21 protein-coding genes are annotated in these 22,935 nt (G+C 41.5%); 14 read left to right on the plus strand and 7 right to left on the minus strand.

From position 1 onward, the window contains the following. Position 1: 1 nt before the first annotated feature. From FGG15_RS05540 to FGG15_RS05550, 3 genes are all read right to left on the minus strand, one after another. Positions 2-2,779: a TonB-dependent receptor gene (locus FGG15_RS05540; protein ID WP_138834045.1), complete on the minus strand. Its 2,778-nt coding sequence runs from the start codon at positions 2,777-2,779 to the stop codon at positions 2-4. Further along, a complete protein-coding gene (locus tag FGG15_RS05545) occupies positions 2,776-3,522 on the minus strand; it encodes a hypothetical protein (protein WP_138834047.1) in 747 nt (248 codons plus the stop codon). The genes FGG15_RS05540 and FGG15_RS05545 overlap by 4 nt, the downstream gene beginning before the upstream one ends. Positions 3,523-3,755: 233 nt before the next feature. Beyond that, positions 3,756-4,211: a DUF4442 domain-containing protein gene (locus tag FGG15_RS05550; RefSeq protein WP_138834048.1), complete on the minus strand. Its 456-nt coding sequence runs from the start codon at positions 4,209-4,211 to the stop codon at positions 3,756-3,758. Positions 4,212-4,380: 169 nt separating this feature from the next. Between FGG15_RS05550 and FGG15_RS05555 the strand changes: the two genes are divergently transcribed. The 8 genes from FGG15_RS05555 (at position 4,381) to FGG15_RS05590 (ending at position 12,073) form a co-directional block, all read left to right on the plus strand. Continuing rightward, positions 4,381-4,863, plus strand: coding sequence for a DUF4870 domain-containing protein (locus FGG15_RS05555; protein WP_138834050.1), 483 nt, complete (start codon positions 4,381-4,383; stop codon positions 4,861-4,863). Positions 4,864-5,073: 210 nt separating this feature from the next. Further along, the gene (locus FGG15_RS05560; protein ID WP_097045933.1) at positions 5,074-5,403 is read left to right on the plus strand and encodes a PadR family transcriptional regulator; all 330 of its coding nucleotides are present in this window, start codon (positions 5,074-5,076) and stop codon (positions 5,401-5,403) included. A gap of 9 nt (positions 5,404-5,412) precedes the next feature. Then, positions 5,413-7,146: a PspC domain-containing protein gene (locus FGG15_RS05565; RefSeq protein WP_138834052.1), complete on the plus strand. Its 1,734-nt coding sequence runs from the start codon at positions 5,413-5,415 to the stop codon at positions 7,144-7,146. A 155-nt stretch (positions 7,147-7,301) separates the two neighbouring features. Next, positions 7,302-8,024 (plus strand): head GIN domain-containing protein, encoded by a 723-nt coding sequence (locus FGG15_RS05570; RefSeq protein ID WP_138834055.1) that lies wholly within the window; start codon positions 7,302-7,304, stop codon positions 8,022-8,024. A gap of 107 nt (positions 8,025-8,131) precedes the next feature. Next, positions 8,132-9,142 (plus strand): dipeptide epimerase, encoded by a 1,011-nt coding sequence (locus FGG15_RS05575; RefSeq protein WP_138834057.1) that lies wholly within the window; start codon positions 8,132-8,134, stop codon positions 9,140-9,142. Positions 9,143-9,147: 5 nt separating this feature from the next. Next, the gene (locus FGG15_RS05580; RefSeq protein WP_138834059.1) at positions 9,148-10,191 is read left to right on the plus strand and encodes an aminotransferase class I/II-fold pyridoxal phosphate-dependent enzyme; all 1,044 of its coding nucleotides are present in this window, start codon (positions 9,148-9,150) and stop codon (positions 10,189-10,191) included. 64 nt (positions 10,192-10,255) lie between these two features. Next, on the plus strand, positions 10,256-11,458 hold the full coding sequence (locus FGG15_RS05585) for a C40 family peptidase (protein ID WP_138834061.1): 1,203 nt from the start codon (positions 10,256-10,258) through the stop codon (positions 11,456-11,458). A gap of 165 nt (positions 11,459-11,623) precedes the next feature. After that, positions 11,624-12,073 (plus strand): hypothetical protein, encoded by a 450-nt coding sequence (locus FGG15_RS05590; RefSeq protein ID WP_138834063.1) that lies wholly within the window; start codon positions 11,624-11,626, stop codon positions 12,071-12,073. A gap of 82 nt (positions 12,074-12,155) precedes the next feature. Here FGG15_RS05590 and trxB read toward each other — a convergent pair whose 3' ends face one another. Next, the gene (gene trxB / locus FGG15_RS05595; protein ID WP_138834065.1) at positions 12,156-13,124 is read right to left on the minus strand and encodes a thioredoxin-disulfide reductase; all 969 of its coding nucleotides are present in this window, start codon (positions 13,122-13,124) and stop codon (positions 12,156-12,158) included. A gap of 564 nt (positions 13,125-13,688) precedes the next feature. Between trxB and FGG15_RS05600 the strand changes: the two genes are divergently transcribed. Next, positions 13,689-14,168 carry an OsmC family protein gene (locus FGG15_RS05600; protein ID WP_138834067.1) on the plus strand — a complete coding sequence of 160 codons (480 nt, stop codon included), beginning with the start codon at positions 13,689-13,691 and terminating at the stop codon, positions 14,166-14,168. 24 nt (positions 14,169-14,192) lie between these two features. Here FGG15_RS05600 and FGG15_RS05605 read toward each other — a convergent pair whose 3' ends face one another. Next, positions 14,193-14,963, minus strand: coding sequence for an SDR family NAD(P)-dependent oxidoreductase (locus tag FGG15_RS05605; RefSeq protein WP_138834069.1), 771 nt, complete (start codon positions 14,961-14,963; stop codon positions 14,193-14,195). Between the two features lie 320 nt (positions 14,964-15,283). Here FGG15_RS05605 and FGG15_RS05610 point away from each other — a divergent pair, with 320 nt between their 5' ends. Genes FGG15_RS05610 through FGG15_RS05620 form a run of 3 tightly spaced genes read left to right on the plus strand, consistent with a single transcriptional unit; the run spans position 15,284 to position 18,006 of the window. Continuing rightward, on the plus strand, positions 15,284-16,270 hold the full coding sequence (locus tag FGG15_RS05610) for a TRAP transporter substrate-binding protein (protein ID WP_138834071.1): 987 nt from the start codon (positions 15,284-15,286) through the stop codon (positions 16,268-16,270). After that, positions 16,267-16,728 carry a TRAP transporter small permease gene (locus tag FGG15_RS05615; protein WP_138834073.1) on the plus strand — a complete coding sequence of 154 codons (462 nt, stop codon included), beginning with the start codon at positions 16,267-16,269 and terminating at the stop codon, positions 16,726-16,728. Before FGG15_RS05610 ends, FGG15_RS05615 begins: the two co-directional genes overlap by 4 nt. Positions 16,729-16,731: 3 nt before the next feature. After that, positions 16,732-18,006 (plus strand): TRAP transporter large permease, encoded by a 1,275-nt coding sequence (locus FGG15_RS05620; protein WP_138834076.1) that lies wholly within the window; start codon positions 16,732-16,734, stop codon positions 18,004-18,006. 29 nt (positions 18,007-18,035) lie between these two features. Here the strand turns inward: FGG15_RS05620 and FGG15_RS05625 are convergent, their stop codons facing one another. Further along, positions 18,036-19,802, minus strand: coding sequence for a DUF4091 domain-containing protein (locus FGG15_RS05625; protein WP_138834078.1), 1,767 nt, complete (start codon positions 19,800-19,802; stop codon positions 18,036-18,038). A 170-nt stretch (positions 19,803-19,972) separates the two neighbouring features. Between FGG15_RS05625 and FGG15_RS05630 the strand changes: the two genes are divergently transcribed. Next, complete coding sequence (locus FGG15_RS05630) at positions 19,973-20,623, plus strand: sugar-binding protein (protein WP_138834080.1); 651 nt, start codon at positions 19,973-19,975, stop codon at positions 20,621-20,623. A gap of 12 nt (positions 20,624-20,635) precedes the next feature. Here the strand turns inward: FGG15_RS05630 and FGG15_RS05635 are convergent, their stop codons facing one another. Further along, positions 20,636-21,667 (minus strand): substrate-binding domain-containing protein, encoded by a 1,032-nt coding sequence (locus tag FGG15_RS05635; protein WP_138834082.1) that lies wholly within the window; start codon positions 21,665-21,667, stop codon positions 20,636-20,638. Positions 21,668-21,833: 166 nt separating this feature from the next. Here FGG15_RS05635 and FGG15_RS05640 point away from each other — a divergent pair, with 166 nt between their 5' ends. Then, complete coding sequence (locus tag FGG15_RS05640; protein WP_138834084.1) at positions 21,834-22,934, plus strand: GHMP family kinase ATP-binding protein; 1,101 nt, start codon at positions 21,834-21,836, stop codon at positions 22,932-22,934. The last annotated feature ends 1 nt before the right edge of the window (position 22,935 follow it).

Below are 22,935 nucleotides of genomic sequence, written 5' to 3' on the forward strand. Positions count from 1 at the left end.
TTCAAAACTTAAAATTATAGGTGATGGTTGGTATTGGAATGGAAAAAATGGAGCTTTTATAGGCCTTTATCTGTCCTTCTTCCGTTACAAAGAATACAGAAAAAGGATTGTTTCTTCCCAACACATTATACACTGAAATATTCCAAAAACTATGGGCAAATTTCTTGATTTTGTGGTTCCCTTCAATATTGAAACTAACATCCAATCTATAGTAATCCGGAATCCGGAATTTGTTGCGATCACTGTAAAATGTGTACTCTCTACCTTCATACACATAATTCCCTACCGGATAGGTCACAGGTCTACCTGTCTGAAATACAAAATTGGCAGAGAGGCTAAAACGTCGGTTAAATTTATAGTTGGTCACCAAACTAAGATCATGGGGTTTATCAAAGTTGGAAGAAAAGTACTCTCCTCCATTAATCCGTTCTTCTTCCAAGTTTCCATCAAATTTAATCAAGGAACGTGCGTAGGTGTAACCTAGCCATCCATTGATTTTGCCTTGGTTCTTTTTTATCAACAATTCAACTCCATAGGACTTTCCATCCCCTTGAAGCACATTGGTTTCCACCGCCTCATTCAACAAAAGATTGGCGCCTGTCTTATAGTCCAATATGTTGGAGAACTTTTTATAATAGCTTTCAATACTTAATTCGTACTCGTTGTCATTGATGTTTTTATGAAGTCCCAAGGCAAATTGATCGGCCCTTTGGGGTTCAATGTTGATATCGGAAAGTTTCCAAGTATCCGTGGGAGAAGCGGTTGTGCTATTGGACAAGGTATGCACATATTGGAAAGTATTGTTATAGCTTGCCTTGGCCGAAAGACTTGGGGTTAAAAAATAACGGGCAGACAAACGGGCTTCAAGTCCACCATAGGTCTCAATGACTTCGTTGTTATCAAACGATTGGGTCTCAATAAGTGTTTCTTCACTTTTGGGTTGACCTGCTTCATAGATTCGTTGTTCAGATTCTCCCAATGCAGCATACCAGGAATACCTTAATCCGGCATGAATGGATAATTTCTCATTTATCTTAAAATCATCGGATATAAAAGCAGCGGCCTCCAATCCTTTTTCCTTTGGAAGAAAAACAGGGTCTACAATGGATTCTCCTTGCAAAGGTTCTATACTTCCGGGGTTTACATTATAAAGTTTCCCAGAAATTCCATAGTCAAAATTATGGGAAGTATTATATAAATACTTCATTTTAAGCTTTAACAAGGTTTCTTCTATATCGTACTTCAAATCAAAGTCGCTCACCGAATTGGCGTCAAAATTTATATCAAACTTGTATTGGCTATTTGTAAAAATGAGATCTCCCTTGCTCTTTTCACTAAACTTATGGTTCCACTGGAGTGATACTGAACGATTGCTATAGGTTTGCAAGGAATCCCTGGTCACATTAAAGGCATCCCTGCTATAATATCCCATCACTTTCACATCGTTGTTCTTGTTGATCTTATAGTTGTACTTGGCAATAACATCAAAAAAAGAGGCTTCACTGTTTTTTAGGGTCTCGTCTTTCAGAGAACGTAAAATCCAATTGGAATAGGTAGCCCTACCTCCCACCAAAAGCGATGATTTGTCCTTGATTAGCGGTGTTTCCAAGGTCAAGTTACCAGTCACCGGTCCAATTGAGGCCTCTCCAGAGAATTTTTGGTCGTTGCCATCCTTGGTATGAATGTCGAACACAGAAGACAATCGGCCCCCGTGTTCGGCCGGAATATTCCCTTTGTAGATGTCCACATTGTTGGAGGTAAATGGATTGATTGCAGAAAAAAGACCAAAGAAATGGGAAGGGTTATAAATGACAGCATGATCTAACAGGATCAGATTCTGATCCGTTTTTCCCCCTCGTACATTGAATCCAGCTGCTCCTTCCCCGGCAGTGGTGACCCCAGGTAAGGTTGTAGCTACTTTGAAGATATCCCGTTCTCCCAGTACCAAAGGTATATTTTTGATTTCTTTGATTTCAATTTGCAGAACCCCTCCAATAGTTTCTTCAATATTCCTGTTCCTATCTCCTTCCACTACCACTTCATCCAGTACTTCAAAACTCTCGGTAAGGTCAAAATTCAATTGTCCATCGCCGTAGACAATCAAGGCTCTTTGCTCTCCCCTATAACCCAATGCGCTTACCTCAATCTGTTGTCTGCCCACAGGTAAACGGATGCTATAAAACCCTTGGGCATTTGTGGTTGTACCTTGTCCGCTTCCCTTGACCACAAGGGCCAAACCAGGAATAGGTTGCTGGGTCACCGAATTAATGGCATACCCGCTAAGGGTGGCAAATCGATTTGGGCTGTTTCTATCTTCCTTCCCAATTTTGACGATTTCCCCTGTATTCCGAATCGCTCCTTGGCTCGCTCCTTGCAGGATGGGTATCATATCCCTGGCATCTATGCTTTCCACGACCACGGAATCCATAGTTTGTTCCTGCGAGCTTGGAAAGAAATTTTCAGGAAGTTCGTTATAAATAACACTCCCCTTGGTAAGCACTACCCTTTTACCATCCATAATATGATAGTTAAGGTTGGTGTCAGCAAAAAGGTCGTTTAGAATTTCATTGATGGACATGCCATCATAATTTTTGGAAATTGAACGGGAGTCCAACCAATCATCCACATAATAAAAAGTATAGTCCGAGCTTTCATGGAGTAGAACTATCGCCTCCTTCATGGACAGATTTTCAAATGACAAACTTACCTGCTCGTCCATTTCCTGGGCAAGTCCGCTGTAAAAACCCAATACCAATAAAGAACTTAGTATATATTTCATTCCACTACTGCTCTTTTGTTGGATACCCAATGTTGATGAATCACTTCCATCATATTAAGGAAATACTCGTCCCTATTAGTTTTTTTCAGATGGTCAAAAGATCGTTTGTTAAACGAGCTCTTAGCTTCTGGGAAAATTCGAAGTATATCTTTTTTGTTTTTGATTTCGGTAAAGTCGCCTCCATGATTTATATAATAGGTATCCTTGCTCACGAATTTATACCGGACAAGATTCTTTTTGTAATTGGAAAAGCCGACCTTTTTATGTTTCTTCAGGAGTGTAAACAAAGCCGTTTCAGACAACACCTCATAAAAGGAAGTCACCTTGGCTTGTCCATCTCCCTGATGAACAACTGGAATAAATCTGTGTCCATCGATAACAAATTCAGAAATTCTCTCCTTGATTAACTTTACTAACCTTACCTGGGTATCGCTTCGCAGAGGGAGCAACAATTCATCTTCATAAAGGTCATATTTCATATCAACATCAAAATAGGTCTCCCCATCAAAAACGATATGCCCATTTAGATAATCATTGGATGTATAAAATTTATGGGTACCATCAACGGACCCATATTTTTCAACAGTCAATGTGCCTTCCAGAAGGTTGGTATTCTCAATCCCTGTAGTTTTGTCAAACCAATTATAGTGGTCTTTTTCCTGAACGGATGTTTGCCCCAAAGCCCATCCAAAATAGAAAAGGAACACTATGCATGTTAGTGGAATTGACCTAGTTTTCTTCATGACATTTTTTTGATAAAACAGCTACAATAGCCAAATGCAAGCCTTTGGCAAGACAGGAAGATGAGGTGAAAATCATGACCGTTTTTCGATTACCCTAATGTAACCTTTAAAGCCGTGCGAGGAAAATAGTTTAGACGAATAACGTTTTATCCCACTAAACCAGCATATTTGGAACAACTATGGTCCATTCCAATCTTATAAGGTCAACAAACAGAAAAACTATGTAAGGGGGACTAACCTTTGATTTTTACAGTCCACTCAAAATGGAAAGTGGAGACCTCTACCCCATCTTGGTTAACTCCCACTGATTTCATCCAAAAGGTCTGCCCTTCTCCTGTCTCGATTGTTTTTTGAAGGGCAGCTTCTATTAAATGACCATCCTCGCAGGTAAAGGTTATTCTTCCTGTGGCCTTTTTGGTAAAAGTGGCTTTGTTATTGGCTACCAACATGGAAACATTCTTACCACTTTTCTGAATTTGACGGATGACCATAGCACCGGTACTTAACTCTGCGGCCATGCCCTGAACTGCCCAAAACATGGATTTAAAAGGATTCTGATTGAACCATCGATGCTTTACACTGGTTACTGCTTTTTGATCATCAATATAGGTAAGGCGTACACCGCACCACCAAGCAGCTGGCAGTTTAAAAAAAGTGAATGTATTGAATTTACTGGGACTAAGAGCCATGACTTCTGTTTTGGTTGGTTAAAAATAACCAAATTAATCGTTAGTCCTATTTGTTAAATATATGTTAATTTATAGTACTTTGTTTTGCATAGTACCATCTTTTAGACATATATTTGCATTGTAAGCTAATAGGTAAACTATTATTGCTATCAAAAATCATCAATTAAAAATGGCGACAACATTGACCAAACACGAACGAAATTTATCCGCAATCATACATGCGTCCACTTTTTCGAAGTATTTTATTCCTTTCGGGAATTTTATTCTGCCACTTATTTTGTGGACGGCCAACAAAAAAGAATATGCATTTGTGGATTACAATGGTAAACAAGCTCTTAATTTTCAAATAAGTATGTTATTGTATTCCATTGTAGCAGGATTGGTAAGCATTCCATTTTTTATCGGGTTTTTACCTGATCTATTTGACTGGAACTTTTTAGGCTTTCACCGGTTAAGCGACCTGAACAATTTGAACATCCATTTTGATAGCGACGATTTTCGGTTCGGTCGCTTCTTTTGGCCGGTGGGTATCACGGGGCTGCTTCAAGCGGCCCTAGTTGTGATCAATGTGGTTTACACCATTTTGGCCACCATCAGGACAAACGACGGGGAAACTTTTAAATACCCCATAACCATAAAATTTATCAAGTAAAATCACATCAATCAAAATATTAGGAGTTTAATCATCAATCAAAAAACGAAAAACATCAATCAAACACCTGCCCTGAGCGAAGTCGAAGGGTCAATCAATCAAAAAACGTTTCCGCTCCCTCTTCTCATCAAAGAGGGACTGGGCGGAAGCAAAAAACGAACAGTTAAACAGATCCCGAACCTAGTTCGGCAAAATTAGAACCATGAAGTTATGAACATAGAAAACACAAAAGCACAAATGCGCAAAGGGGTTCTGGAGTATTGCATTCTGTCCATCCTAAATGATAAGGACAAGTATGCATCAGAAATACTCGGAGCTTTAAAAGACGCTAAGATGCTGGTGGTGGAAGGCACTATATATCCTCTGTTAACGAGGCTGAAAAACGCTGGATTGCTCAACTATCGTTGGGAAGAATCCACCTCTGGCCCACCGCGAAAATACTACGCCCTTACCGAAACAGGAAGGTTGTTTCTCAACGAATTAAACGGTACCTGGGATGAACTAAGAAATGCAGTTAATCTGGTAACCAACACAAAATAAGAATCTAAAATGAACAAGACAGTAAATATAAATCTAGCCAATACCCTCTTCCACATAGATGATGAGGCGTTTAACAAACTTAGGCGGTATTTGGAATCCATAAAACGTTCCTTCTCCGGAACGGCTGGAAGCGATGAGATCATTGCGGATATTGAGGCAAGGGTCGCTGAACTCTTCTTGGAAAAAATGGAAAACGAAAGGCAGGTCATTACCCAAAAGGAAGTGGACGAGGTCATCAATATAATGGGACAACCCGAAGATTATATGGTGGATGAGGACATTTTTGAGGACGAACCAAGAAAAAGCCATACCCAAAGCACACGAAGAACCAAAAAACTGTACAGGGACATTGACCAAAAATACATTGGTGGTGTATGTTCCGGTCTAGAACATTATTTAGGCATAGATGCCCTTTGGGTGCGCTTACTCTTTATCATTTTGACGGTTTTCAGTGGTTTTGGACTGGTAGCCTATATCCTTCTTTGGATTTTGGTACCAGAAGCGGCCACCACCTCCCAAAAACTGGATATGTCGGGAGAGCCCATCAACATCAGCAATATAGAACGCAAAGTAAAAGAGGGGTTTGATGATGTTGCAGACAAGGTAAAAAGTGTTGACTACGAACAAGTAGGCAACAAGGTCAAGAGCGGCTCCAAGACCTTTTTTGATACTATCGGCGATATTATCATGTTCCTGTTCAAAATCTTTGGTAAGTTCATTGGAATATTGCTGATCATCATAGGGGCGTCCAGCCTAGTAGGATTGTTCATCGCCATGTTTACCGTGGGTATGTCCAATGCCGTGCATATTCCAGGAGTGGATTTCTATGAAATCGTGAATACCACTGGAGCACCCGTATGGCTCATGTCCATTCTGATATTTTTCGCTATTGGCATTCCCTTTTTCTTCTTGCTCTATTTGGGATTAAAGATTTTGGTGAACAATTTGAAATCCATAGGTAACATAGCCAAATTCTCCTTACTTGGACTTTGGTTGATATCCATAGGAACCATTTTTGCCCTAGGTGTTCGTCAAGCAGCGGAATTTGCCAATGTGGGTAGCGTGAACATCAAAGATCAGATGTATGTGGAAAATCCGGAGGATACTCTAGTCATTAAAATGAGGGATTCGGAATTGGAATTCAATATGGATGATGTTCACTTTGGACGTATGCGTTTTACTTATGATGAGAATGACAAGCGGATTTTGATCTCGGACGATGTGAACTTCAAGTTAAGAAAATCCAAGGATGACCAAATTTCAATCAATGTGAGAAAGGATTCCCATGGAAGTTCCACACCCGCGGCAAGGGAAAGGGCCAAGCAAATTAATTATGGCTATGAGGTACAGGAAAACGAAATAATCCTTGATGATTATTTGACCACTGCAACATCCAATAAAGCCAGAAATCAAGAAGTAACCTCAACCATATTTATTCCTGAAGGTAAGTTTGTACGGTTTGAGGAATCTACCAGGGGGCATGTAGGGCGAGGTATTAAAAATGACAGGGATTACTATAGGAGCAATATGATCGGCCACATATGGGCCATGGGAGAAGATGGAGAGCTTAAGTGCCAAGATTGCCCTGAAGAATTGGAATCTGAAGAAGAAGAAGAAGGTGGTCGGATCATTTTGGACGAAAACGGAATCGATATCAATGTAAAAGACCGTAACGATCAATTTAAAATGAAGATTGATGAAGACGGTATAGAAATCAAAACAGGAGATCAATCAAACAATTGAACATACATTTTCAACAGTTGGGAAACCTTTAATAGAAAATAACAATCATAAACACGAATTTCATACTGAATTAAATTCAGTATCATTTGAACACTTCATAAAATCAATCAATTAATAACAAATGCCCAGCCAAGCTGAGCATAAAAAGAACAATCATGACAACACTAGCTAGAATCGCAATCGCAGTATTATTGGCCCTTTTTGCCTCCTCCTGTGTGATGGACATCAACTTTGGGAATGGCAAGAAAGGTAACGGACAAGTAGTTGAAGAAACCAGAAAGGTGACCGAGGAATTTACCGTTGTATCCGCCTCCGAAGGTCTGGATGTATTTGTTACCCAAGACCAAGACTTCAAAATTGAGGTTGAGGCAGATGAAAACATCATCGACCTTATCGGTACAGATATCAGGGATGGAAAACTTAGGATCCATGCCATTGAGAACATAGGGAGAGCCACAAAGAAAGTTTATGTTTCGCTTCCAGAGATCACAGGACTAAAAAGTTCGAGTGGTGCAGATCTCATTGCACAGAATGTCATCGAATCTGAGAAATTGGATTTGGATGCAAGCAGTGGGTCCGACCTTCATATAGAGCTTGTGGCCGTAGAAGTTTCTGCAGATGCTAGCAGCGGTGCAGACATTAAAGTATCTGGCAAAGTGGATGTATTATATGCTGATGCCAGCAGTGGCGCAGATATAAGAGGACGGGATTTATTGGCCAAAACCTGCAACGCAGATGCGAGCAGTGGCGCAGGAATCTCTATAAACGTTTCGGAATCCCTAACGGCGGATGCCAGCAGTGGAGCTGACATTTCCTATACCGGTGATGCCAAAGTGCACACAAAAAAATCAGTCTCCGGTAGCGTCCATAAATACTAATTGAACCAAACCATCCAAAACTTGAAAAACCCGTTGAAATTTCAACGGGTTTTTACTTTTCCAATCTCCCTTGTGGCTATCTTAGTACGTTCAAAACAGAGGAATGTATGCGCATTGAAATTAGGAAGTACGAGTTACAGCTGCAACACCCTTTTGGCATATCAAGGGAAACCCACGTAACCCAGGATACCATGATTGTTAGTCTTTCACACAAGGGAAAAACAGGATATGGTGAATCCACTTCCAATCCATATTACCACATTACCGTGGAAAGCATGAAGGCTGAGATAGCGGCAGTGCAAAACCAAATTGAAGCCTATGAATTTGACACCCCAGAACGCTTCCACAGTCATCTGGAAAATTTGGGACTGCAGAACTTTACGCTTTGCGCATTAGATCTGGCGGCCCATGACCTTTATGGTAAGTTATTGGACAAACCGCTTTATAAAATTTGGGAAACAGACTCTTCAAAATACCCTATCACCAACTACACTATTGGAATTGATACGATTGAAAAAATGGTTGAAAAATTGAAGGAAAAGCCATGGCCAGTTTACAAAATAAAGTTGGGAACAACGGATGATGTAGTCATTGTGCGGGAACTCCGTAAACACACCAATAGTGTTTTCCGTATTGATGCAAATTGCGCCTGGACCGCTGAGCAGACCGTAGCCAATGCCCCACAGCTAAAAGAATTGGGGGTGGAATTTTTGGAACAACCGCTTAAAGCTGATGATTGGGAAGGAATGGAAAGGGTAAAAATGGAAAGTGTGCTTCCGGTAATAGCAGATGAAAGTTGTATCGAAGAAGGTGATGTTGAAAAATGTAGTGGCTACTTTAACGGCATCAACATTAAATTGACCAAGTGCGGGGGACTTACCCCTGCCCTTCGTATGATCAAGAAAGCTAAAGAACTGGGCTTGAAAGTCATGGTGGGTTGTATGACAGAATCCACAGTGGGGATTTCCGCTATTGCCCAACTACTTCCCCAATTGGATTATGTAGATATGGATGGGTCCATGTTGCTCAAGGAGGACATTGCCAAAGGAGTAACAATTAAAAGCAATGGAGAAATTGTGTTCCCAATCTTAGCAGGTAGTGGCGTAACCCTAAAGTAGTGGCAATGATCATTGATTCTTACCCTGGGCGAACGATTTACAAAAACTGGAAGGAATATCTCTATTTTGGGGGCACGAGCTATTTAGGGCTTCAATTGGATAAGGAGTTTCAAGACCTGTATATCAAAAACCTAAGGAAGTATGGCACCAATTATGGAGCTTCCCGAAAATCCAACATTCAACTTAAAATCTTTGAAGAAGCAGAGACCCATTTGGCCAAATTGGCAGGCAGCGAATCTTGTATCACTCTTTCATCTGGATATTTGGCCGCACAATTGGTAGTTCAAGCCCTTGTGAAGCAAGGACACCCTGCCATAGCGGTTCCCAATGCCCACATAGCCCTTTCAACCGATAACGTGATCCAGACGGCCAGCCCTAAAGAATTTCATACAAAGCTTAGCGAAATCTTGAATTTGGACAAAAACATTGTCCCGGTTATCCTTTTCGACACTATAGATTTTTCCAAAGGACAATATCCAGACTTTGAGCTTTTGCGGCAATTACCCTTGGACAAAATTATTCTGGTGGGAGACGATTCGCACGGAATTGGTATTGTTGGAACACAAGGGAATGGTTGCTACAGTATGTTAAAGCAATTAGAGCCCGTGCAATTGATTGTTTGTTCCTCGCTCGGAAAAGGGTTGGGTATTCAGGCCGGAGCCGTATTTGGTGACAAAGCCGCTGTGGCTATGCTTAGGGACACCTCTTTTTTTGGTGGAGCAAGTCCTGCATCGCCTGCTTTCTTAAGCACACTTTTAAATGCTGGGGATATCTACAATAAAAGGAGGGGCATATTAATGAAACATCTTGAATTCATGGAGGGCATACCCCATTTTAAACAACTCTTCACACATATCACTGGACATCCCACATTTGAGTTCTGTAACCCAGAATTAGCTAAATTCTTAGAGCAAAATGGGTTTATTTTCACCAATTTTAACTATCCTGATGACAATGGGCCTATCGTTAGCAGAATTGTCCTTAGCGCCTATCATAAAAAAGAGGATATTCATAAACTAGCGGATTGCTTACATAATTTTATCCCATGAAAAATGAGTTGTGCCAATTGTGTACCTTGTACATATCCGCTGAACCAAAATTTAAACTGAACTTATGAAGTATCATTTCGTCAGGAAAATAAGATTATCTCTTTTAGTTGTCCTAACCTTATTTGGCGTCTCTTGTGAGACCGATTCGTCTTCAAAACACAATGCGGTTGAGATGGTTATAGACTCGGTAAAAGGGGCGCATGTACCCGATAAGCGCATCGCCATCTTTGAAATAGATGCTGAACCGACTAATGATGGCTACATAGTAAAAGGCGTCACGAATATTCCTGAAGCACTGGAAGCCTTACAATCGGAGTTAAAAAAACAACAAATTAAATATATAGATAGTACTGAAGTTCTTCCGTCCCAAGCACTTGAAGGTAAGGTACATGGAGTCATCAAAGTTTCAGTCGCCAACCTGAGGGGGCGTCCTGCCCATTCTGCTGAAATGGTTACTCAGGCGATTATGGGAACCCCTATAAAAATCTTCCAAAAACAAGGAAGTTGGTACCGCATACAAACACCCGACCAATACTTGGGTTGGGTGGACAGTGGAGGTCTTGCTTTAATGAACCAAATTCAATTTGATGAGTGGCAAGATTCTAATAAATTGATCTATACCAAAACCTTTGGAAATTCCTTTGAGGAAGCGGATAGGGCTTCCCAAATGGTATCCGATTTGGTTTTTGGAAACATTTTGCGATTAACCTCGGAGAAAAATGATTTTTTTGAAGTTAACTATGCTGATGGGAAAAAAGCTTACGTCTCCAAATCCGAAGCAGCGCCTTACCAGGCATGGAAAACACAACTCCCGTATAGCAAAGAAGCCTTGGTAGCTACCTCCAAAAAAATGCTCGGGGTACCTTACCTCTGGGGAGGAACTTCTGCCAAGGGGGTAGATTGCAGTGGCTTTACTAAAACCGTATATTTTATGAACGGGATGATTATTCCCAGAGATGCCTCCCAACAAGTCCATGAAGGGGTTTTGGTTGATGTTGATGGAGATTTCAGCAAACTGGTTCCTGGGGATTTACTCTTTTTTGGGAGAAAGGCTACAGATTCAACCCAAGAAAAAGCCACCCACGTGGGCATGTGGATAGGAAATAACGAATTTATACACTCGGCCGGGGATGTGCACATCAGTAGTATGGCACCGAATGCTGAAAACTTTGATGAATTCAACCGCAACAGATATCTACGAAGCAAGCGTCTCTTAAATCAAAAAGACAAAGGCATTCTTTATTTAAAAGAGCACGAGGTGTTCTGATTTTTGGCATTGGCCAACATCTAAAAAGAGCTTAGTCTTTTTTCTGTCCATCCGCTCCATAGCTGTATTTTCATATTATCAATTTTAGAGCGCATTTATTGACTATTTGTTAAAAATATTATATCTTATATGTGAAAATGGAATTCTAACACTAAACACAATGCCATGAAAAAAATATTCGGATTGGCCCTGTTGATGTTTTTTCTGGTATCTGCCACAGAATTTGCTTCCCCGCAGCCAGAAGCTATGCACTCAATTGAAGGGACTTGGGAGCTACAGAGCTTTTATAATTACGATGATGGCATCAATATTTCAGATACAGTCCCTACAGCTGAGGGGTACCGTCAGGTTAAAATGTACTACAACGGAAAAGTAATGTGGAGCAGGCATGCACCCCAGGACCCAAGGGAGTGGTTTGGGTATGGCACCTACAAAATAACCGCAGATTCGCTTATAGAAAAATTGGAATTTGGTTCGGCTCCCATGATGTCAGCACTGGACACACTTCGCGTTTTCAGATTTGAACTGGAAATGACCGATGACACCTATAGTCAAATCAGTTTTGATGAAGAAGGTCACCGTACGTTTTCAGAAAACTATAAGCGCATTGATTAATTGAATTAGCGCTCCACTAAAAAAGGCACCGCTTGTTTGTGGTGCCTTTTTTATTATGAAAAATCAATTTGGATATCGATCCTTAAGACACTACGGCCTCTTTGCTCTCCACAGCTGCTAAATAACGTTCAGCGTCCAAGGCAGCCATACAACCAGTGCCGGCCGCGGTTACTGCCTGACGATATTCCTTATCCTGAACATCTCCACTGGCAAAAACACCTGGCTTATTGGTCTTAGTAGACTTACCTTCAGTTATAATGTATCCGGTTTCATCCATATCCAACTGACCTTTGAAAATATCGGTGTTCGGTTTGTGACCAATGGCAATGAACAGTCCAGTAATCGCGATTTCCTCTTTCTCCCCGGTTTGGTTATTCACCATACGAAGTCCTTCAACCACTTGATCGCCCAAAACCTCATCAACTTCCGTACTGTATTTGATTTCGATATTGTCCAGGCTATTTACCCTATGTTGCATGGCCTTGGACGCTCTCATATAGTCCTTGCGCACCAACATGGTCACCTTTTTACAGATATTGGCCAAGTAAGAAGCTTCTTCTGCAGCAGTATCACCTGCCCCAACAATGGCTACTTCCTGGTCCTTATAAAAGAATCCGTCACAAACAGCACAGGCCGATACACCTCCGCCTCTTAGACGTTGTTCGCTTGGAATATTCAAGTATTTCGCTGTTGCCCCGGTTGAAATGATAACGGTTTCAGCCTCAATTTGCTTACTGTCATCCACGGTAACTTTATGAATACCTCCTGGTTCGTCGCTAAACTCAACCGCAGTTACCATCCCAATGCGCACCTCAGTTCCAAATCGCTCAGCCTGCTGCTGCAATTGAACCATCATTGTAGGACCATCAACTCCTTCTGGATATCCTGGAAAGTTATCTACCTCCGTGGTTGTGGTTAGCTGACCCCCTGGCTCCATCCCCGTATACATAACCGGTTTCAAATCCGCTCTTGAAGCGTAAATGGCTGCAGTATAACCAGCAGGACCAGAGCCTATAATCAATGTTTTTAATCTTTCTGTTTGTTCTGACATAACAAAAATTCTCCTAAAATTTGTTCTACAAAAGTAGGTTTTTTGTGCAGAAACTTACATTTCACTATAGATTGAATTGGAATAGTTGTACACAAATTTGTTGGAAAAATGTTGATGTCGGATAATGGATACAAAAAAGGAAAAGAGTCCGGGTCTCGACTCTTTGTCCAAACATGCAGGTTAAGTGAATGAAGATATATTGTATGCTGATTCAAAACCGTCGGCCAAGGGGCTCAACCTCAAAACCCCTCAGCACAACGGAAACCTCGTAGTAGCCAGAATTAGGTAAGGAACGCTTGAAAAGTGTTCTCAAAATACTTTGTATCTGACTGTTCGGAGGTTTGAATCAAAATGTTTATGACCGTTCATTAATTCTTGAGCAAACATAATACGCCCGTTCATGAAAAAGGGCTCCCAATGGACGAATGCCCCTTCTGCGTTCACGGATGACCGTTCTGGATCAATATTTACAAAATTGATAGTGGTATCTTTATCTTAAAATTGGGAAAATCCACCTGAGTGATTTCAAAATAAATGTGGAAAAAACAGATCGTATCATAATTCATGAAGGAACATAACTACCAAATTGACTTAAAATGGACTGGGAGTGAAGGAGTGGGAACCAAAAACTACAGTTCGTATAGTCGCGACTTTGAAGTGATCGCCCCTTTTAAAAACCATCTGATCCAAGGATCTTCGGATCCAAGTTTTAAGGGTGATAGAACCAGGTATAATCCAGAGGAAGTTTTTCTATCGTCCATTGCATCTTGTCATATGCTCTGGTTCCTGCATTTATGCAGCACAAAAAAAATTGTGGTATTGGAATACCAAGATCAGGCAATTGGTACCATGACCGAGGAAAAAGACGGTAGTGGTAGGTTTAAGGAAGTGACCCTACATCCAGAAATTGTTGTTGCAGCATCCGTGGAATTGGAACTTGTGGAACAACTGCATAAAAAGGCCAACGAAATGTGTTTTATTGCCAACTCCTGCAATTTCCCAATTGGACATAAACCCAAAGTTAGGGTTCAAGGGCAGGTTTGAACTAATTGGGATCGTGTACTCCGCTTATCTGCCCATCCAGCCACCGTCTACCACAATAATGCTCCCATTCATGTAAGCTGCTGCTTCAGATGAAAGAAATAATACAGGGCCTGCAAAATCCTCGGGTTTTCCCCATCGTTCCGCAGGAATTCTTGCCATAATGGCCTTTGACCTCTCCGAGTTTTCCCGTAGATCCTCGGTAATATCAGTACTGATATATCCTGGTGCTATGGCATTTACATTTACTCCATGTTTGGCCCATTCATTGGCAAAAGCCATGGTAAGCTGACCAATGGCTCCCTTACTGGCCGCGTACCCAGGAACGGTAATGCCCCCTTGAAAAGTCAAGAGCGAAGCCGTAAACACAATTTTACCAGCTCCCCTTGTTACCATCTCCTTTCCTATTTCGCGAGTTAAAATAAATTGGGCATTCTGATTGACTTCAATCACTTCATCCCAAAGGGCATCCGAGTGCTCCGCAACAGGAGCCCGTTTTATCGTTCCTGCATTGTTTATTAGAATGTCGATAACGGGAAAATCCGATTTTACTTTATTTATAAAGTTGTAGAGGGAATCCCGCTGGCCAAAATCACAACTGTAGGCTTTAAATTTTCTTCCAAGAGCCTGTACTTCTTGCTCAACGCCACTTCCCGAGGCTTCCAGTGTAGCGCTGACCCCAATAATGTCAGCTCCTGCTTCGGCCAAACCTAAGGCCATAGCCTTTCCAATACCTCGTTTACACCCCGTTACCAATGCTACTTTGCCTTCTAAGCTAAACTTATCCAATACACCCATACACTGTTTTGAAATTCAAGATTGAATCCGATTCGTCTTAATTCCTACCAAAGAAACCCAAAAAAGTCCATCTGCAGAAAATTTATGGTCTCATTCCATAGCTCATGATAGTCCGAAGCTCGAAAATAAGCTGATTTTCAGCATTTAAAAATTTCACATTGGACGAATCCCATGTATCCAACCTAAATGGAACACAAAACTAAGAGCATGTTATAATCGGAACATCTTCCCAAACAACTTTTATAATTGTCAAGAATGGGAAATTAGCGCATTGTTTTTTGTAAATTGGATTCCAACCAAACAAACAACCCATTCTTCGAATGAAAAAAAACCTCAACCTAATTTTAGGATTGGCATTCCTTTTATTGCTGGTTGGATGCAAGCCCAAACAAAATCAACCTGAATTCTTGCTAAGAGCCAGTCACTTGGTAGGCGAAGACCATACCTGGTACAAAGCTTTCCAATATTTTGGGGAAATCCTGGAAGAACGTTCCAACGGGCGGATTGTTTTGCAAAACTACCATTCGGAACAGTTGGCCAAAGAGGTGGAGGCCATTCGAATGATTCAGGCTGAGGTCATAGACATGACCATTACCAGCGCCATGTTGAGCAGCTGGGTGGAGGTTATGGTTTTTTGTGAAATGCCTTTCATGCTCCAGAATCCTGAAGATGTTGACAAATTGGTCAACGGCCCGCTAGGGGAACGTATTGAACAAGAAATGATTGCCAAGGCAGGACTGCGACCCGTAGGGTATTTTCGTATGGGTACGCGCCACTTAACATCCAATAGACCCATAAAGCATCCAGATGACCTCAAGGGTCTGATCATAAGAGTGCCGAATGTTCCAGCTTTTGTAAAGGCATGGGAGGCTTTAGGGGCAAAGGCCACCCCTATGGCATTTTCAGAAGTGTTCACCTCCTTACAGCAAGGGACCATTGAAGCCCAGGAAAATCCCTTCGCCCAAATCAAGGTTTCGGGTTTTTATGAAGTACAGGATTATTTGAACCTAACTGGGCATGTGGTCAGTTGGGTCTATCCACTGATCGGAGAAAAACAGTTTCAAAAATTTCCAGATGACCTCAAAGAGATTTTTCTTCAGGCAGCTGAGGATATGCAGGCCTATGAAAAAAAGATCTTTATGGAATATGAGGAAAACGCCAGGCAAGAACTTGAAGCGCTGGGGATGACCTTTGTGGAGGTAGACAACAAGGCCTTTATAGACAAATGTGGAGATGCTATTTTCGATACCCTGTCACCTGAAATGCAGGAAATCTACACCAAACTAAGAAACGATTTAAAACAATGAAAACATTGCAACGACAGCTTGGAAAATTGTTGAAGTGGGGTACGCTTCTGAGCACGCTTGGCTTTGTGGCCTCTACGCTTATACAAATCTATGCCCGCTTTTTTATGGCCAAAGCCCCTTCCTGGACAGAGGAAGCCGCTCGCCTCTTCTTCATTTTTGCCATTGGTTGTGCTTCAGGTTTGGCTATGCGGGGCAGTTATTATGTCCATTTTGATTTCTTGTACGAAAAGCTCCCATCAAAACTAAAATCGTTGATCATGAAGGCCATTTATGTATTGATTGTGCTTCTCTTCGTGATTTTCACCTATCACAGTCTTCAATTTGTAATGGATGGTTGGATTGAGAAATCGCCAAGTCTAAGATTTCCTATGGCCGTTGCTTTTATTGGGGTTACCATCATGGGGCTGGCCATCTCCTATTATGCCATAACTAAATTGATTTCCCTCTTCAAAAAATAAAAAATGATCTGGATTCTTCTCGCTGTTTTTATTATTTGTCTTTTATTGCGATTTCCCATTGCATTTTGTCTAGGACTCTCTTGCTTGGTATTTCTGGTACTAAAAGGTATCCCTCTTATTGTAATGCCCATGAAAATGTACTCAGGTATTGACGTTTTTGTGCTTTTGAGTATTCCAGGTTTTATCATAGCGGGAAATTTGATGAACCATGGAGGGTTGACGGAAAAAATCATAGGTTTTTGTAACCATCTGATTGGACATGTTCGCGGCGGTCTTGCGTTGGGAAATATTGGAGCGTCGATGCTTTTTGCCGGAATTTCAGGAACAGCAATTTCTGATACGGCCAGTATCGGTTCGGTTATGATACCTGCCATGAAAAAGGAAGGTTATGACGCTGCCTTTTCTGCCGCCGTCACTGCATCTTCCTCTACTGTAGGACCGATTATACCTCCCAGTGTTCCCATGATCATCGCCGCAACCTTAAGCGGACTTTCCGTTGGAAAATTGTTTTTGGCAGGTGCCTTGCCAGGTTTCTTATTGGGATTTAGCTTAATGGTGCTCACCTATTTCATCGCCAAAAAAAGAAATTATCCCAAATTGGAACGGAGTACGGCCAAGCAAATATTGAAAGGATTTGTTGAAACTTTTTGGTCGCTGTTAATGACCTTCATTATTCTTTTTGGAATTATTGGCGGGGTATTTACCCCAACAGAAGCTTCAATAATTGCTGTGATCTACGCATTTTTGGTGGGTAGTTTGGTGTACAAAAAGCTCACCTTTAAAACGACCATGGTCGTGATCTTGGATTCCATGAAAACTTCCGCTTCGTTGATGGTGCTCATAGGTTTTGCCAATCTGTTTGGTTGGATTTTGATTACGGAACAATTACCTCAATTGATCTCTTCGGAAATCATCAATTTTTCGGAAAATAAATATGTGGTCCTACTGCTGATCAATCTCTTACTTATTTTTGTGGGTACATTTATGGAAACTATTGCTGCGCTTTTAATCCTGTTTCCCATTCTACTGAAAGTTGCCACAGCTGTGGATGTGGATCCTATTCATTTTGCCGTGATAGCTCTGCTCAACCTTATGATCGGTCTAACCACTCCTCCTTTAGGGGTGTGTCTTTTTGTATCTTCAAGTATTGGCAAGGTTTCCATTGGAAAAGTGAGTAAAGCTGGTTTTCCCTTCTTGCTGGTAAGTCTATTGATCTTGACTTTGGTAACCCTTTTCCCGGATCTATCCTTATATCTCCCTAGATTATTTATGGATTAGTCACCACAGGATACAAACAGAACCGCCCGTTACTTCTCAGACAAAGTATTAATTTGATGCTTAGCGTCGCGAAGCATTTGCTCCAAGTTCTCTGGTTTCTCCGTTATATTGAATTGATTGACAAGCGTATTCAGGGCCGCCAACTCTTCCTGCATATTTCTACTGCTGAAATCCTCTCTTAAAACCCGAACTTTCTCAGCATCTTGAATGCCCTCCCGTAGTGTCTCAAAACGAATGGAGCTTCTATTGCCCGGATAAACCAGGTACGTATCACCTGCTGGCCAAGTCCTGAAGCGCGAATCCTGAAGTGGGTTTTCCACCCAGCTGTTGTATGACCAGTGCAAGAAACCATCAAATTCGGCAGCTATGCTGTACCAACCTATGAACACTCCTTCCGATGGGTCGGAAAAGGTAAACACATTGGGGAATTTGTCTGCACAGCAAACATAATGTGTGCTTATATATCCTCTTTGCTTACGGAGCGATAAATCTTCTGCGTCCACAGTGGCGCCAAAAGCCACGGAAAGATCTTTCATCTGATCTGGATAGAGCTTATAGCTTTTGTGATTGTCCGCTAGCGAGAAACCAAGTTCTGGTGCATGGTCCTCCAAAATCCCCAACATGGCTTTCATTTCTTCAGGCCCTCGTTCATCCATGGCCATTCGAGTAATACCATACCATCCTTTTTCTTCCAGATGCAATTTGAACTGTTTTAAAAATGGAACCCAGAGATCTTCGTAAATCTTTGTGCCAGGAGCTGCCTTAACCTTGATTTCTTTGTTTTCCTTTTCATCAAAGTAGTAAATCTCATTGCCCCAAGGCACCATGGAATAGCAGTTGATCTGTTGTTTGATACCTAAATCCATCATAAACTGCACCCAGTTATCAAATACCGTATAATCATAATGCCAAGTACCGTCAGCTTTTTTTTGCCAATCGATCATCGCTCCAAAAGGATCAAATGTTTGTCCGCCCCAAGGTCTTTTGTTCAAAGAAACCGTAATTACCTTTTGCCCCGCATTTGCCAATCGTTCCATCCCCGGTTTCACCAATTCCCAGTGTTCATTGGACCATGCCTCAACGCCGAAGTATCTAGCCACTGCGTATGGGTTTTGCCATAAATCCAAATGAAACTTCCACTCTTCAGGTTTGGGTAAAACCCGATCTTGAACATTCAACTCTAGTGTAAAGTTTTTATCCTTCTCTCCTTCTACTTCCAACGCCAAGGTACTTTTATAAAGTCCAGGTTTCGCATCGGATGGTACGTCAATGGTCAACCAGAGCGGTCGTGTTTCGCTAGCCTTTACTGCATATGAAGCAACCCTATCAAGGGCATCCGCCGCCAACGAAGCATCAAAATCTTCTGGTTTTCTGTAGCCACATCCATCGGCAAATTCATCGGTAATCACGTATTTCACAAAACGAGCTTTGGTGGATTCAACACCTAGATTATCACCTGACCCAGATTCAAATCCGGACACCTTTGCCCTTACCTTGGAAATAGAATCGTTGGACCACAACACCAACTGGGCAGACACTCTTTCTCCCCTCCAAGCTGTGGCCTCCCAGGTATTCTTGGGGGTTACATTGGGCATTTTACTTTTCACGAAACGAATTCCATTGGATGCAAAACTTGCATTTAATCCTTCAGGTGCCCTAGACCAATCCGAAGCAGTATCGGGTGATGGATCTACTGGCTCCTCATAAGTGGAAGCCACCACAATTTTCGTCTGCTGTTCACAGGCAGTAAAACCAATTAGAAAAATTGAAAAAACTGAAAATATTAAAATCCTCATTATGAGATAATTATAATTTGTGTTAACGTTACCACCAAAGATGGTAAATTACCATTACTTCTGCAATTTTCGGATGAAAAAAATGAGTGATTAAGGGCACTTTTTTCCTAGTTCTGAACCCAGGTATTTAAATTTGGAAGGTTGCTATTTAATTTTGTAACCTTTGCAGCATGCAGCAAACAGGAGTTTATTCCGTAAGAAAAATCAATGTTGGTGAACCGTCAACAGCATTCCCTAACAACTACGTATGGGAATCTGCGGAAAGATTACAAAACTTTCATCAACCCTGGGGACAAGAAGAATGTCCAGAAATCTTGTTCAAAGCGCTGCATGACGATAGATTCCTGTATTTAAGATATAAAGTTCAAGATGCCAACCCACTCCTATTTGAGGGGGGTAACGGAAAAATGGATGTTACCCAATCCGATCGCGTTGAGATTTTCCTTAGCACAGACCCACAATTACGGACTTATTATTGTCTGGAAATTGATCCTTCGGGAAGAATTCTGGATTATTCGGCCTCATACCATAGGATATTTAATTACCAATGGACTTGGCCGGATGGACATATTTTTGTTATTACAGATATTGGTTCAACCGATTATCAGGTGGACATCCGCATCAGCAAACAATCCCTCAACCAACTCGGTTTGATCAATAACAATACGCTATGTGCAGGTATCTATCTAGGTCATTGTGCAGCCCTTCCAGAAGAAGGAAAGCAAAATGCAAGATTAAATTGGCTTAGCTGGATCGACCCATTGTTGGAAAATCCAGATTTTCATGTGCCCCCAACCTTTGGAACCTTGAAACTCGCTTAACGGAATCCCGCCTTACAAGTAACTTTTTACGTTCTCGGAATTTATGATGTCAATGGGTAAAAGCTCAACCTTGGCCAGTTCCTTATTGAATAAAAGTTTCTCCACAAGACTACGAAGGCCCAAGTAAGCCTGTTGTCTTGGAGCTTGATGAATTAAAAACTGAACCTTATCATTGTGCAAACAAACCACATTTTCAGGCAGAAGGTCATACCCGATGACCGGCTTTTTTATTCCTAGTTTATGTATGGCGTTGGCCACCTCGTATGTCCTTGACGTGGTAATAAAATAAGCTTCAATATGCGGGTGCTTCTTGACAGTTGCATCAAAGTTGTTTCTAATTTCCTTGGAACCTAAAATAAGGGTCAAAATCTTGAAATCCGTATGTTGCTCTTCGAAATATGATCTAAACCCATTTTCCTTTTCCTGCATATGGGCCGCGTTGTTGTAGGCTTCCTCCACATGAATAATGGCTATTTCACAAGGTTTGTCAATAAGATTGGATACCAATTTAGCGCCTACCCGTCCACTCAAAAACAAGTCCTGACCTACATGATGGTGAACGTGCTCCCATACGGGGCTGTTGAAGGTCGTAGACAAAATGTTTCTATCGTTTAGCTCTTTCTGAAGCTGGGTACTTTCCTTGCCAAACAGGGGAACAAACAGCAGCGCATCAGGATCTTCTCCGAGGATTTTGTTTCCTGCGCCTAAAAAAGATTTTGGTTTGGAAGGATCAAAAGTGTGGAGGGAAAAATTCAGGTCAAAAGCCGCAAATTCATCCATGAGTTCGGAAACCCCTTTCATGCATGGTTCCCAATAAGGATCCTGTTTGGCATCGGGGATGAGTATATGGATGGTATACACCACATTGTTCCTTAAAGATCGGGCAATGGGGTTAGGGGTATATTCCAATTCCTTAAGTGCCTGGTTAACCTTGTCCAAAGCTTTTTTTGAAACCCTACCCCTATTGTGCAACACACGATCCACGGTGCCAATAGAGACCCCAGCCAGCTTGGCAATATCCTTGATTGTCGTGTTTTTTTTCATCCGTATCACAAATATATCCAAAAAAGAAACCGATGTAATGTGTACCTTAACAGTAAAATTATGTTAACGTACACATTTTTTCTATCTTGCCTCCAAATTGAGCGTGTAAGTCCCATTTTTTGCCAAAAAGTAGCACCATAAAGAATCAGTATTTGAACCATTGCGAATGAAGGAAAAAATCATTGCTATAGCACCCGGAAGAACATGTTTGTTTGGAGACCATCAAGATTATTTGGGACTCCCTGTAATAGCCTGTGCTTTTGACCGGCATATTAGATTGGAAGCCTGTAAGAATAGTACGGATAAATTAGTCCTCAACATGCCTGATATTGGAAAACAGCGTATCCTTGAATTGGATGTTCAAGACAAGGTTGTTTCCAAAGGAGACCATCTATTGGCCACCTTAAAAATCCTAAAAAATTATGGCTGTGTTCCAAACTCTGGCTATGATCTAACCATTTCCGGAAACGTTGCCATCAATGCGGGCACTTCCAGTTCCAGTGCCCTTATCCTTACATGGGCCCTATTTTTGGTGAATGCCTATGGTTGCAATGTCCCAATAACCAAAGAATTTATCTCGCAAGTTGCTTATGAGGCAGAGGTGACATTCCATGGCGCTCCAGGAGGTAAAATGGACCAGTTTAGCATTGGCTTGGGAGGAATTATTTATTTGGAAACCGGTGATACCTTGGAATATGAGGTGTTTCACAAACCACTGTCAGGTTTAATTGTGGCCGAGTCCGGAATTCCTAAAGACACGACCGGCGTCCTAGGGGAACTAAAGGAAAAAGCTTTGCTTGCCATTAACAAAGTGAAGGAAAAATTACCTTCGTTTGACGTTAGCAAAATTTCTAAGGACAATCTTCCCAAATACCGAAACTACGTCCCCGATGACCTTAAAATATACTTGGACGCCGCCATATTAAACCATGATGTTACTCAGCAGGCCTTGATAGAATTTCAACTTCAGGAGTTGGATCCAGTTAAAATTGGGAAGCTCATGAGCCAGCACCATAATATTTTAAGGGATTATTTGAATATCACTGTTCCCCGCATCGATGCCATGATCGAGGGGGCTTTGGGTGTAGGTGCACTTGGAGCCAAGATTGTAGGTTCGGGCAGAGGAGGCAGTATTGTGGTTTTGGCCAAAGATGGGGAACAAGACAAGGTCATCAAAGCCCTAATGGAATCAGGGGCCAAAGACGCATATGCTGTAGCGGTAGATGAAGGGGCAAGAATTTTAGAACCTCAAACCAAAACATTGTAAT

The organism is Flagellimonas algicola, assembly GCF_005937185.1.
GTDB classification, from domain to species: Bacteria; Bacteroidota; Bacteroidia; order Flavobacteriales; family Flavobacteriaceae; genus Flagellimonas; species Flagellimonas algicola.

Excerpts from the sequence above, each read along its gene's own strand:
- FGG15_RS05605 (WP_138834069.1), bottom strand. The coding sequence starts at position 14,963 with ATGGGTGTATTGGATAAGTTTAGCTTAGAAGGCAAAGTAGCATTGGTA.
- FGG15_RS05550 (WP_138834048.1), bottom strand. The coding sequence starts at position 4,211 with ATGGCTCTTAGTCCCAGTAAATTCAATACATTCACTTTTTTTAAACTG.
- FGG15_RS05600 (WP_138834067.1), top strand. The coding sequence starts at position 13,689 with ATGAAGGAACATAACTACCAAATTGACTTAAAATGGACTGGGAGTGAA.
- FGG15_RS05635 (WP_138834082.1), bottom strand. The coding sequence starts at position 21,667 with ATGAAAAAAAACACGACAATCAAGGATATTGCCAAGCTGGCTGGGGTC.
- FGG15_RS05630 (WP_138834080.1), top strand. The coding sequence starts at position 19,973 with ATGCAGCAAACAGGAGTTTATTCCGTAAGAAAAATCAATGTTGGTGAA.
- FGG15_RS05585 (WP_138834061.1), top strand. The coding sequence starts at position 10,256 with ATGAAGTATCATTTCGTCAGGAAAATAAGATTATCTCTTTTAGTTGTC.
- FGG15_RS05575 (WP_138834057.1), top strand. The coding sequence starts at position 8,132 with ATGCGCATTGAAATTAGGAAGTACGAGTTACAGCTGCAACACCCTTTT.
- FGG15_RS05620 (WP_138834076.1), top strand. The coding sequence starts at position 16,732 with ATGATCTGGATTCTTCTCGCTGTTTTTATTATTTGTCTTTTATTGCGA.
- FGG15_RS05545 (WP_138834047.1), bottom strand. The coding sequence starts at position 3,522 with ATGAAGAAAACTAGGTCAATTCCACTAACATGCATAGTGTTCCTTTTC.
- FGG15_RS05560 (WP_097045933.1), top strand. The coding sequence starts at position 5,074 with ATGAACATAGAAAACACAAAAGCACAAATGCGCAAAGGGGTTCTGGAG.
- FGG15_RS05615 (WP_138834073.1), top strand. The coding sequence starts at position 16,267 with ATGAAAACATTGCAACGACAGCTTGGAAAATTGTTGAAGTGGGGTACG.
- FGG15_RS05565 (WP_138834052.1), top strand. The coding sequence starts at position 5,413 with ATGAACAAGACAGTAAATATAAATCTAGCCAATACCCTCTTCCACATA.
- FGG15_RS05590 (WP_138834063.1), top strand. The coding sequence starts at position 11,624 with ATGAAAAAAATATTCGGATTGGCCCTGTTGATGTTTTTTCTGGTATCT.
- FGG15_RS05580 (WP_138834059.1), top strand. The coding sequence starts at position 9,148 with ATGATCATTGATTCTTACCCTGGGCGAACGATTTACAAAAACTGGAAG.
- trxB (WP_138834065.1), bottom strand. The coding sequence starts at position 13,124 with ATGTCAGAACAAACAGAAAGATTAAAAACATTGATTATAGGCTCTGGT.
- FGG15_RS05540 (WP_138834045.1), bottom strand. The coding sequence starts at position 2,779 with ATGAAATATATACTAAGTTCTTTATTGGTATTGGGTTTTTACAGCGGA.
- FGG15_RS05570 (WP_138834055.1), top strand. The coding sequence starts at position 7,302 with ATGACAACACTAGCTAGAATCGCAATCGCAGTATTATTGGCCCTTTTT.
- FGG15_RS05640 (WP_138834084.1), top strand. The coding sequence starts at position 21,834 with ATGAAGGAAAAAATCATTGCTATAGCACCCGGAAGAACATGTTTGTTT.
- FGG15_RS05625 (WP_138834078.1), bottom strand. The coding sequence starts at position 19,802 with ATGAGGATTTTAATATTTTCAGTTTTTTCAATTTTTCTAATTGGTTTT.
- FGG15_RS05610 (WP_138834071.1), top strand. The coding sequence starts at position 15,284 with ATGAAAAAAAACCTCAACCTAATTTTAGGATTGGCATTCCTTTTATTG.
- FGG15_RS05555 (WP_138834050.1), top strand. The coding sequence starts at position 4,381 with ATGGCGACAACATTGACCAAACACGAACGAAATTTATCCGCAATCATA.